Origin of the sequence: Rhizobium leguminosarum (assembly GCF_002953715.1) — a bacterium.
Lineage (GTDB): Bacteria > Pseudomonadota > Alphaproteobacteria > Rhizobiales > Rhizobiaceae > Rhizobium > Rhizobium leguminosarum_V.
On the sequence record NZ_CP025016.1, the window covers coordinates 263023 to 274401 of the forward strand.

Below are 11379 nucleotides of genomic sequence, written 5' to 3' on the forward strand. Positions count from 1 at the left end.
CGCTCCCTCTTGCATCAGCCTGCCTCGTGCCGGTCGAGAAAATCGAGAAGCGCCGGATAATAGTCCTGCGGGTTCTCATAGAACGGCATATGGCTGGCATTGGCAAATACCTTGAGCTCGGCATTCGGCAGCGCAAGCTTCATCCTGAGCGCACAGGCCGGCGTCAACTCGTCATGCTCTCCCGTCGTGATGAGCACCGGCAGCGTCAGCCGCGGCAGATCGGCGATGCGGTTCCAGTCCTTGAGGTTGCCGATATAGAGAAACTCGTTCGGCCCTTGCATCGTCTCGTAGGGCGCCATGTTCCAATCGTCGAGCGAGCGGCGCACCGGCGCCGGCCATTCCGGCAGACGGCAAACATGGCGGTAGTTGAGGATGGTGACGGCAGCGAGATATTCCGGATGATTGTAGGTGCCCTGCGCCTCGTGCTTCTGCATCATCGACACGGTTTCGGGACCGAGCGCAGCGCGCAGCCGTTCCAGTTCCGAGATCAGATGCGGCATGTCGGCGACGGTATCCTCGAGGATCAGCGTCTTGAGGTTTTCGGGATAGGTCAGTGCGTAATCGATCGCCAGCCACCCACCCCAGGAATGGCCGAGCATGTGGACCTTGCCGAGCCCCAGCGCCTTGCGCACCGTCTCCGTCTCCTCGACATAACGGCCGATCGTCCAGAGCGTGAGATCGTCCGGCCGGTCGGAGGCGCCGGTGCCGAGTTGGTCGAAGGCGACGACGCGATAGCCCTTGTCGATGAGACAGGAATGCGCCTCGCGCAGGTAATCGCAGGGCAGACCCGGCCCGCCGTTCAGGCAGAAAACCGTCTCGCTGCCGGTCCCGAAACTATAGGCAACGACGCGATAGCCATCGACATCGATCTCGAATCGCTCGTCCGGCCGTATTTCACGCCACATTGATCGCTCCGGCAGAAGATTTCGCTTGCTCAATATTTGGGCACGGCTAAATTTTTATCTTAAACCGCATTCAGTGCCAGCTATAAGAAGTGATAGGGTGGGCCGCAATGCCGAACCCGGGAGCAGCCCATGCTTGACGACCCCATTCTTGACGACATTGGAACGATCAGACGGCAGTTCACAGCGCACGAAACGCTGGACGGCCGGATCGACCAGGCCTTCGAGGCGATGAAGCAGATCGGTTTCGAGGCGCTGATCTACGATTATACGCCGGTGCCTTACGATCTCGACGGCGCGATCATGATACCATCGCTGCTGAAGCTGCGGAATATCTCAGACGACATGCACGACTACTGGTTCAATCGCGGCTATTTCCGTATCGATCCGGTGCAGCAGGTGGCGCTACGCACCTCCGCACCCTTCTTCTGGAACTATGATCCGAACGCCGACACGCTGATCAACCGTTTCATGAACGACGACACGGCGCCGGTGACGCGCTATTTGAGCGAGCGTGATATGTCGACTGGCGTCACCGTTCCGGTTCATATGCCACGCGGCGACTATGCGACCGTCACCGGCATCCGCTTCGGCCGGAACAAAGATTTCGAACGGCACGCGCTACGCTATATCGCCGATTTCAACCTGCTTGCCCATGTTTTCCATGAGACCGCCTATTCGCTTTTCGACACGCGTGCGAAAAGCGTCGGCACGATCCGCCTGACCGAGCGGGAACGTGAATGCCTGCGCCATTCGGCGGAAGGTTACTCCGCCAAGGAAATTTCCCGCATCATCGACCGTTCCGTGCCGACTGTCGTGATGCACTTGAACGCCGCGGCAAAGAAACTCGGCGCCCGCAACCGCACCCAGGCCGTGGTTCGCGCCACCCATTACCGCCTGCTCGAAGACCGGCCGACCCATAATTGGCCACCCTATAACTTGTGATAGCTGCCTTCACCGTTGCCGCCGCGTTATGCTTTTTCATCACTGCTAAGAGATGGAGACACCGGTGGGCGAAGTCACGACCAAAGAAGCCTATCTACCCTTTCGCGACTATCACACCTGGTATCGCATCACCGGTTCGCTGGAGAGCGGCAAGCTGCCTCTCGTCGTCGCCCATGGCGGGCCTGGCTGCACCCATGATTATGTCGATTCCTTTAAGGATATCGCCGCCCTCGACGGCCGTCCGGTCATCCATTACGACCAGCTCGGCAATGGCAACTCCACCCGCCTTCCGGAAAAGGGCCCGGATTTCTGGACGGTCAGCCTGTTTCTCGAGGAGCTGGACGCGCTGCTTTCCCATCTCGGCATTCAGCATCGTTACGCCTTCCTCGGCCAGTCCTGGGGCGGCATGCTTGGTGCCGAACATGCGGTGCGTCGGCCGCAAGGCCTGAAGGCACTTGTTATCGCCAACTCGCCGGCCAACATGCGCACCTGGGTTTCGGAGGCGAACCGGCTAAGGCAGGAACTGCCGAAAGAGGTGCAGGACACGCTGCTGAAGCATGAACTGGCGGGAAGCCTCACCGATCCGGAATATATCGCCGCCTCGCGCGTCTTCTATGACCGCCATGTCTGCCGGGTGGTGCCGTGGCCGCCTGAAGTGGCGCGGACCTTCGCGATCATGGACGAAGACAACACGGTCTACCGCAACATGAACGGCCCGACGGAATTTCACGTCATCGGTACGATGAAGGACTGGACGATCGAGAACAGGCTCGACCGCATCGAAGCCCCGACGCTGCTGATCTCGGGAAAATACGACGAGGCGACACCCTTGGTGGTAAGGCCTTATCTCGAACGCGTTCCGGGCTGCGAATGGGTGCTCTTCGAAAATTCCAGCCACATGCCGCATGTCGAGGAAAAGCAGCTTTGCCTGGCGACCGTTTCCGGTTTCCTGGCACGGCACGATTGAGGAAGCGCGTGCGCCGGCTACACCGTTTCTTGCCGCGGCAGTGGCGCTTGCGATAGTCTCCGTCCCATTCAAGAGCGAATGGAACGGACCGATGAACGATCATCCGCAAACAGAAAGCGCGACAATCCTCGCAACGAGCAGGGGCCGTGCCTGGCGCGGTCTGGAGGCCGAGCTTTTGCGCATTCCGCCCGGCCGCACGCATATTTCAGGCACGCCCTATCATCGCCTCGGAATCCATGTCGGCCGGCCGGTGCGGGCGAAATGCCGCTGTGACGGGCGGGAGCATCGCCGACTGCAGAAGCATGGCGATATCGACGTGGTGCCAGCCGGCCTTGATGGCGTCTGGGAGGACGACCGCGAATGCATGATCCTGCGGCTGAAGATCAGCAAGGATCTTTTCCATCGGGCTGCGATCGATCTCGGCCGCGATCCCGCGGAGGCGATCGTGCCGCAATTTCAACTCCGCGATCCGCGGCTCGAGGCAATCGTCTGGGCCTTGAAAGCGGAACTCGAGGCGGATGTGCCGTCCGACAATCTCTATGCCGATACGCTGGCGACAGCCTTGGCGCTCCGTCTGGTCGAGGCGGGCAGCGGCAGCTCTCGCCCAGTGGGTAGCGGCAGAGCGCTCTCGCCCCGTCAGAAGCGGATGCTTGCCGACTACATCGAGGATAATCTCGACACGTCGCTTTCGCTTGCAGAACTGGCAGGTCTTGCCGGACTGAGCCTCTCGCACCTGAAGACGCAGTTTCGAAACAGTTTCGGCATGCCGCCGCATCAGTATGTGATGCACCGCCGGATCTCGCGTGCCGAGGCACTGATCCGGAGCTCCAGCCTGCCGCTGAGCCAGATCGCGCTGGAAGCAGGCTTCGCGCATCAAAGCCATATGGCAAACAGCATGAAGCGGCTGGTCGGCGTCAGCCCCGGCACCATCGCCCGCCTGCGTAATTGACGAAAAATGGCCGATCCTGCAACGGATCGGCTGAATGCGCAGGCAATGCCCCTGGCGGCAGTACATCTTCCTTCGACTGCGAACAGAGGAAGGAATGATCATGTTTGTGATCTTCGGCGCCACCGGCAAGGTCGGCAAGGCAACGATAACAAGGCTTCGAGCCGAGGGCTCTCCCGTCAGGGCGGTGCTCCGTAGTCCCGCCAAGGCTGCACCCCTTGCGGCGCTCGGATGCGAGATCGCCATGGCCGAGGTCGGCGATGCCGATGCCATGGCCGTCGCGATGAGAGATGCGACGGCTGTACAGCTCATCTGCCCGATCGACCCTCGCACCGCCGATGCTAGCCGCCACATGCTGCAGTCGATCGCGCGGATGGCGGAGGCGATCGATGCCGCCCGGCCGCCGCGGGTCCTGGCGATCTCGGATTACGGCGCACATCTCACGATTGATACCGGCGTTACCAGCCTGTTCCGTGCGATGGAGGAGCGGTTCCGGCAGTGCAGCCCCAGGATGGTCTTTCTGCGTTCGGCCGAACATATGGAAAACTGGGCACGCTACCTGAAGATCGCCGGTGAGACCGGCGTGATGCCGAGCACGCACCTACCGCTGTCGCGACCTTTCCCGACCGTCTCAGCCGCCGATATCGGCGATATGGCCGCAGACCTTCTGCTGACCGACGAGGATCATGGCCCTTCGCCGCGGATCATCCATGGCGAGGGGCCACGCGAATACACATCGCTCGACGTTGCGGCAGCTCTAAGTCAGCTGCTCGCGCGGAGCGTTGTCGCACGCGAACTGCCGCGCGCCGATTGGCTGGCAACGCTGATGCGCGCAGGACTTTCGGAAAGTTACGCCGATCTGATCGTCAGGCTCGGCGATGCGCACAACAAAGGCTTGATCGAAGCCGAAGCTGGCGTCGGCGAAATCCGCCGTGGCCGCACCGATATTTCCGCTGCCCTTGAGCGATTTCGTCCTTAAGTCCGGCAGGGCGCCTCGTGACGCTCCGCCCAAGCGCATTGCGCGACGACAGAGTCTCTATCGGCGAACCAGCCATTTCTTGGCGACACGGCAAGACATCGTATAGGCCGGATCGAAGACGTTACCGACGTCATAGCGCACCACCTGGCCGAGCAGATGGCTGGCCGCCGTCCTGTCCAGGCCGTAATCCGATGCCAGCCAATTCAGCATTTCGCTGGTCGCATGCTGGAGCGCCTGATCGAGTGGCCGGGCGTTGCCGATGGTGAAGATGTCTTCGGCGGTTTCCCCGCGCGGCCAGATCAGTCCGCCCTTCTTTTCCACCCTCAGCCGCACCGTGACTTCGAACGTCGTCTCGACGCCGGTTCCGACGATCTCGCCATCCCCTTGCACGGCATGACAGTCGCCGAGAAAGAACAGGGCGCCGGGAGCCGATACCGGGAAGCGGACGGTGGTGCCGGGGCCAAACAGCCGATAGTCCATGTTGCCGCCATATTCGCCGCTGGTCGCGGTCGATATCGCCTGGCCGAGGCTGGGCGCCACGCCGAAACAGCCGATCATCGGGGCGAGGGGCAGAATGAAATTTTCGAGGCCGCCGACCGGCTCGGAAAGCCGCACGGTCAATGCCTCACGGTCGATGACCCAGACGGCCATATCGCGCGCCGGCAGGTCACGAACCGTCTCGGGATCGACGACATTGGCGGCGACGACGCTGCGGGTAAAGCCCGTGTCCCTCGTCGGGACCATGCTGATGATCTCGACCTTCAACGCATCTCCGGGTTCAGCACCTTCCACGAAGATCGGGCCGTTCATCGGATTGGGGCCGGATGTCTGCTTGACGCCGTCCTTGTCATACCCGACGGCGTCGAGCGTCTCAGTGACCACGATGTCGCCGTCGGCGATGTGCAGGGCCGGCGGAAGAGAGCCGATGACATTGTGAAAGCTCGTCGGAATGAAGCGGTGAGTGGTCATGAGAACATGGCTCTCGCTCGTTCGAATATCATGAGCCTGCGGCTGAACTGCCCGGCGGAGAGAGTTCGAGACTAGATCAGAGATTGCCTGCAATGCCAATATCCACAGTATCACCCGTAACATAGGGTTCGGCCGCAATTCCGGCGGCCGATGGGCAGGCTGTCAAAATCAACTCATCTTTGTGCACGCCGGGCAAGATTCGCGGATGATCACGCCTCGACCGACGTCGAGGCGTGATCAGATCGACGTTCAGAATTTGAAGCTGGTGCCGATTGTTACCTTTTGCTGATTAACCTCGAAATCGCCGAGCGCCGAGCCGAAATCCTTGCGTCCGAAGTCGTCATAACGATATTCAGCGCGCATCATAATATTGTCGGTCAGGGCGCGCTCCACACCTCCACCGGCGGTCCAGCCAATCAGAATGTCGTCCTTCTTGCCAATTCCAGACACGTCGACTTCTCCACCCGCGGCCGCCAACCCCCCGGTTCCGTAGATCAGCGTACGGTCCAAGGCATATCCCACGCGGCCACGCGCCGAGCCATTCCATTTGAGGGAAACGTTGCTCCCATCCTTCCAGTTGTAGTTGAAGTCATTCTCGATACCGAAGATGAATGGGCCGTGCTGAAAATTATATCCGCCGTAGATACCCGTCGAACCTCCATCCAGATCCTGCTCGGAACCGTTGAGGTAGCTCGCATGTGTCGAGGTGTATCCGCCTTGAAGCCCGAGATAAAATCCCGACCAGTCGAAGGCCGACTGGGTCTGTCCCTGTTGAACGTAAGCAGGATCCTGAACCACGGCATCGGCGGCAAAGGCCGGCACCGCCGAGAAAGCCACGGCGGCCAGCGCGATTATCTTTGTGTACATTAAAGTGCCTCGTCATTTCGATGATTGGAGAAGGCTTCAGCAAACCGGCAAGTCGGCTGGGACCGATGCATTATGCTGCGGTTCGGTATTGCGGTTTGCACTTTATTGTTGAGATATGTTGCGACCTTGGGCGTCCTGGAGACGGCGCGTTGCACTTGGAAAAGTCAACCTGACCAGGTGGCCGAAAGGCCTGCCTCCCGCATGAGGATGCCGAGTCGCCAGGCAGCGATATTGAAGCGACGAAAATAGTTGATTGCTAGTCTCATCTTTAGTACCGAGCTATCACCCGGTTAAAGGATGTCACGTGGCTATGCTCCCCCCGACGCAAGATCCGCCTCGAACGGCTGAAACTTTTGTCGCCGAAAATATAGGTCTTTCGATAGAGGGGAACGAGATTCTCCGCGACGTAAGTCTTAAATTTCCGGCAGGAGAAGTTGTGGCACTGGTCGGCCACAACGGCTCCGGCAAATCCAGTCTTCTCAAGATGTTGGCTCGCCAGCTCGTGCCGAGCGCCGGATCGATTTTTTACGGCAACCGGGATCTTAGGATGTATAGCGAACGCGTCTTTGCTCGTTCGGTCGCATATCTGCCCCAGGATGTCACGACCGGATCGGACATGACGGTCCGCGAGCTTGTGGGATGCGGTCGCTATCCGTGGCACGGGGCGCTTGGCCGCTTCACCAAGAACGATGAAGGGAAAGTCGAGGAAGCCCTCCGAGCAACGCATATCGAGAAGTTCGCCGACCGTATCGTCGGAACACTGTCAGGCGGTGAGCGGCAACGTGCCTGGATCGCGATGCTGATCGCTCAGGATGCCCGGTGCCTGTTGCTCGACGAACCGACTGCGGCACTCGATGTTGCTCATCAGATTGAGGTGCTCTCCCTTGTGCGACGCCTGGCGCACGAGGTTGGAAGCAGTGTCGTCATCGTTCTCCACGACATCAACATGGCCGCTCGCTTCTGCGATCGGATCCATGCATTGAAACGCGGTCGCGTTGTTGCGAGCGGAACGCCGAGCGCGATCCTTGCGCCAAACACGCTGCAAGAGATCTATGGGATCGATATGGACGTGATCTCGGCGCCCAACCTGCCTTATCCGCTCGCTTATGTTTGCTGAGGCTAATCGTGCAATGGGTGTTACGCGGCGCTCCTTTTTGCAGTTTGCGGCGGTCTCGGTCGTTCCCGCTCCGCTGTTTGCGCAGTCGATTGGCCCAAGGATCGTCAGCCTCGACTATGGCCTTGCGTCCACTCTTTTATCCCTGGGATTGCCTCCCGTCGGGATCTCGGACCTCGCCGATTGGGACAGATGGGTTGTCGAGCCGCCGATGCCAAAATCCGTCGTCGATATTGGCAGTTCGTTCGAGGTCAATTTTGAAATTCTCGTCACGCTGAAGCCCGACATTATCTTGACCACACCTTACCTGGATGAGCTGCTGCCCAAGCTACAGTCGGTGGCGAAAGTCGTTCGGCTGGAAGTCTTTACGCCGGGCATTGGATCTATCCTTCCCGCTGCCATCGCGGCGACGCGCAGATTGGCTGGTGAGCTTGGTCGCGAGAATGAAGCAGAGCAGTTCCTTGCGCGAGCCGATGCCTTCTTCGAGCGATGCCGCAGCCGGCTGGCAGGCAAGAACCTGCCGCCAGTCGCTCTCGTGAATTTCATGGATGCCCGCCATGTCCGCATCTATTCGAGTCCTGGGCTGTTCCACAATGTGCTCGAGCGCATCGGTGTCCGGAACGCCTGGTCCAGAGAGTCGAATTACTGGGGTTTTGAAACGATCGGGATTGAAGATCTCTCCAAGATCACCGATCCGGACGCACGTCTGATCGCCTTTGACCCTGTTCCTCCGGACGTTCTTCCGAAGCTCGCTCAGAGCCCTCTGTGGAACAGGCTTGCGTTTGCACGTCCAGGCCATCTGTCGATTCTGCCGCCAGCCCTGATGTTTGGCATGGTGAACGAGGCCATGCGCTTCGCGAGCCTTTTGACAGATCTTCTGGAAAAAGAGGCATGATAATATCCCGTCGCGACAATATCGGGCCAGCCGTTGTCTTCCTCCTCCTGATTTGCGGTGGAGGCGTGGCATCGTGGTTTCTTGCCGCTCCTGCGCTGTCTGAAATGGCTCAAGGGGACTACGATGTCACGCGAATGGTGTTGTACTATTCGACGCTTCCCCGTCTTGCGACGGCGCTCATTGCCGGAGCCGCGCTTGCATTGTCTGGTGCGCTGTTTCAGCAAGTTTTGCGAAATCCGCTCGCCGATCCCACCACCCTCGGCGTGTCGGCCGGCGCAAACCTGGCGCTGGTGGTGACATCTCTGTTTCTCCCGGACCTGCTGGGCGCCGGCCGTGATCTTGTCGCTCTGATCGGCAGCGCGACCGCGGCTGTGATCGTCGTCAGCCTTGGGGCGCGCCGCGGTTTTTCGCCTTATTCACTTGTTCTGTCGGGGCTGGTTCTCAGTCTATGGTGTGGCGGCCTCTCTGCCATCCTGACCTATTTGAACCAGCGCTACCTCTCGAGCCTGTTCATCTGGGGCGCCGGCTCGCTGGCACAGCAAAGCTGGGTCATTCCCTTATCGCTTCTTTGGAAGTTGGGCATAGTCGCCATCGTCTGCACTTTCGTGATCCGACCGCTTTCGCTGCTCGATCTTGGCGAGAGCAGTTCCACGGCACTCGGCGTCCGATTGCTCCGCCTGCGTTTCGTTGTCGTGGCGCTGGCTGTCGCACTTGCTGCATTTGTCACGAGTGCCGTTGGGGTCATTGGTTTCATTGGATTGGTCGCGCCGACGATTGCGCGATTGTCCGGAGCACGGCGTCCAGCACAGCTCATCTTCTGGTCACCCCTGATCGGCGCCGGGCTGCTTCTTTTCGCCGACTCCGTTCTGCAACTCGTCGCAGGCGGGCTTGGCGATTTTTTGCCGACGGGGGCGGTAACAGCCATCTTCGGTTCGCCGCTGCTTCTCGCGCTCCTGCCTCGGCTGAAGATCCGTCATAGATTACAGCAATCGCCGGCATTCAGACGGTCACGCCGGTGGGATGGAACCGCACCTGTTATCATCGCGGCTGCCGGCCTGCTCGCGCTGTTGATGGTTAGCGTTTTTTTCGGACGTGACGTCAATGGCAGCTGGGCTTTTACATCAGGCGAATTCTCGTACGATGTCCTTGCGATCAGGATACCGAAAATCCTCGCCGCCCTGACATCGGGCGCGATGCTTGCGGTCGCGGGCTCGATCCTTCAGCGGCTGACCGGAAACGAAATGGCAAGTCCCGAAGTTCTAGGAATCAGTGCCGGTGCGACCTTCGGCGTTGCGATTGCCCTCTTTGCCGTCGCTCCAGGGTTTTCCGGTCAATTTGCATTTGCCGTGGCAGGTGCGATCAGTGTGCTTGTCGTCATCTTCGCCAGCTCCCGGCGATCCGCGTTCGCTCCGGAGCGAGTCCTGCTTGCGGGCATTGCCCTAAGCGCGATGGTCGATGCCGTCGTCGGCGTGTTGAGCTCGACGGGAGATCCGAGAGCAGTTCTGCTGATGCGGTGGATGAGCGGGTCCACCTATCTTATCGAGGGGTCGACCGCCGCAACGGAGGTGGCGCTCGGCGCCGTGCTGATTGCCGTCTCGCTCGCCGTACGCCGCTGGCTTGACATACTTCCCCTTGGGCCGTCTCCCTCGGCGGCGGTCGGTATACCATTGGCGAAATCGCGATTTGCGCTTTTTGGCCTCGCAGGATTGCTGACGGCTGCCGCGACGCTGACGGTTGGCCCATTGTCATTCATTGGCCTCATGGGACCTCACCTTGCGCGGGAGGCGGGATTGGCACGCGCGCTGCCGCAAATGGTTGGTGCCGCTCTGATCGGAGGGGGGCTTATGGTTGCTGCCGATTTCGTCGGCCGCACGATCGTATCGCCCTACCAGATTCCGGCCGGTCTTGTTTCCGCACTCATCGGCGCACCGTTCTTGATGCTGTTGATGCGGAAGCGCGCTGTCGGCTGAGGGTTGCCTACGCAACACCATCAACGATCTCACCTTGGCGTCGTCGCATTCGCCGGCAGGTTGGCCCTGCCTTTTGCTCCGAGGCGGGCCAATACGGGCGGGGAGAACGGCCGGCCGGACCATTTCAATACGCTTTCGCGAAAGACCTGTCGCTCCTCCTCGGAGGCGAACGATCTGGCCGGCCACGGATGAGAAACCATTCTGGACATCCAAAAGTGGAAAGTTCCGGCATCCTCTTCGAGCGCATAGAGCGAATCCCACGTACATGTGACCGTCTGACCCAGGACCGTGTAGTTGATGCCGCTCTGGTCCACGGTAGACTCGACGGGTCTGCCGATAGCTTCCGCCTTCACCAGTCGCCGGCGATACGTGGAACGCAGGAATCGCCGGATTGGCCCGAGCAGCAGAAAAGCCCCGAGCGTGCCAGCAACGATTGTTGCGAGGACATAGATAGCGAATATCCAGATGTCACCCGCCTGCCATTTGTCGAAATTGGTGATCAGCGCAACGAACAGCGCAACGATTCCCGCTGCCCCGACGGTTGGACCGGGTGGCAGAAGCTGGCGCGATGCATGCTGGATATCAAGATGGTCGTCGAGTTCTAAAGCGAAAGTTTTGCGGAAACCGGGCCGATCCGGAAACGGCCAAATTTTCGGGACTGAGCCCGGGGAACTCTCGGACATGTTCAACCTGCCAAATTGGAGCACGTTCGAATTGAAAACTCGCTCCTAGGTAGAGGCGGCTCCCTCTTGCGTCAATCAAAGCCTTGTCGTGGGGTTATCATTTCCGGAATGGACCAAATGCAGTCCACATTGCTGAGAGGGC

11 protein-coding genes are annotated in these 11379 nt (G+C 59.9%); 7 read left to right on the forward strand and 4 right to left on the reverse strand.

The window, feature by feature from the left end; all coding sequences use genetic code 11:
* Window positions 1–14: 14 nt before the first annotated feature.
* The gene (locus tag CUJ84_RS36060) at window positions 15–905 is read right to left on the reverse strand and encodes a proline iminopeptidase-family hydrolase (RefSeq protein ID WP_027687238.1); all 891 of its coding nucleotides are present in this window, start codon (window positions 903–905) and stop codon (window positions 15–17) included.
* Window positions 906–1034: 129 nt separating this feature from the next.
* Between CUJ84_RS36060 and CUJ84_RS36065 the strand changes: the two genes are divergently transcribed.
* The 4 genes from CUJ84_RS36065 to CUJ84_RS36080 all read left to right on the forward strand — a co-directional run bounded on the left by CUJ84_RS36065 (window position 1035) and on the right by CUJ84_RS36080 (window position 4739).
* On the forward strand, window positions 1035–1847 hold the full coding sequence (locus CUJ84_RS36065) for a helix-turn-helix transcriptional regulator (RefSeq protein ID WP_196237587.1): 813 nt from the start codon (window positions 1035–1037) through the stop codon (window positions 1845–1847).
* A 64-nt stretch (window positions 1848–1911) separates the two neighbouring features.
* Complete coding sequence (locus CUJ84_RS36070; protein ID WP_105010211.1) at window positions 1912–2814, forward strand: proline iminopeptidase-family hydrolase; 903 nt, start codon at window positions 1912–1914, stop codon at window positions 2812–2814.
* Between the two features lie 91 nt (window positions 2815–2905).
* On the forward strand, window positions 2906–3763 hold the full coding sequence (locus CUJ84_RS36075; protein ID WP_105010212.1) for a helix-turn-helix transcriptional regulator: 858 nt from the start codon (window positions 2906–2908) through the stop codon (window positions 3761–3763).
* Between the two features lie 94 nt (window positions 3764–3857).
* Window positions 3858–4739: an NAD(P)H-binding protein gene (locus CUJ84_RS36080; protein ID WP_105010213.1), complete on the forward strand. Its 882-nt coding sequence runs from the start codon at window positions 3858–3860 to the stop codon at window positions 4737–4739.
* Window positions 4740–4796: 57 nt separating this feature from the next.
* On the opposite strand, the gene CUJ84_RS36085 is transcribed toward CUJ84_RS36080, so the two are convergent.
* Together CUJ84_RS36085 and CUJ84_RS36090 are read right to left on the reverse strand one after the other, a co-directional pair.
* Complete coding sequence (locus CUJ84_RS36085; RefSeq protein WP_105010214.1) at window positions 4797–5708, reverse strand: acetamidase/formamidase family protein; 912 nt, start codon at window positions 5706–5708, stop codon at window positions 4797–4799.
* Between the two features lie 249 nt (window positions 5709–5957).
* A complete protein-coding gene (locus tag CUJ84_RS36090) occupies window positions 5958–6575 on the reverse strand; it encodes an outer membrane protein (protein ID WP_105010215.1) in 618 nt (205 codons plus the stop codon).
* A 310-nt stretch (window positions 6576–6885) separates the two neighbouring features.
* Between CUJ84_RS36090 and CUJ84_RS36095 the strand changes: the two genes are divergently transcribed.
* The 3 genes from CUJ84_RS36095 to fhuB are packed head-to-tail and all read left to right on the forward strand — an operon-like array spanning window position 6886 to window position 10554.
* On the forward strand, window positions 6886–7692 hold the full coding sequence (locus CUJ84_RS36095; RefSeq protein ID WP_105010216.1) for an ATP-binding cassette domain-containing protein: 807 nt from the start codon (window positions 6886–6888) through the stop codon (window positions 7690–7692).
* Between the two features lie 13 nt (window positions 7693–7705).
* Window positions 7706–8584 carry an iron-siderophore ABC transporter substrate-binding protein gene (locus CUJ84_RS36100; protein ID WP_105010217.1) on the forward strand — a complete coding sequence of 293 codons (879 nt, stop codon included), beginning with the start codon at window positions 7706–7708 and terminating at the stop codon, window positions 8582–8584.
* Window positions 8584–10554 (forward strand): Fe(3+)-hydroxamate ABC transporter permease FhuB, encoded by a 1971-nt coding sequence (gene fhuB / locus CUJ84_RS36105; RefSeq protein WP_199788899.1) that lies wholly within the window; start codon window positions 8584–8586, stop codon window positions 10552–10554. Before CUJ84_RS36100 ends, fhuB begins: the two co-directional genes overlap by 1 nt.
* 29 nt (window positions 10555–10583) lie before the next feature.
* On the opposite strand, the gene CUJ84_RS36110 is transcribed toward fhuB, so the two are convergent.
* Window positions 10584–11237, reverse strand: a complete 654-nt coding sequence (locus CUJ84_RS36110) for a hypothetical protein (RefSeq protein WP_105010219.1) — start codon at window positions 11235–11237, stop codon at window positions 10584–10586.
* Between the last annotated feature and the right edge of the window lie 142 nt (window positions 11238–11379).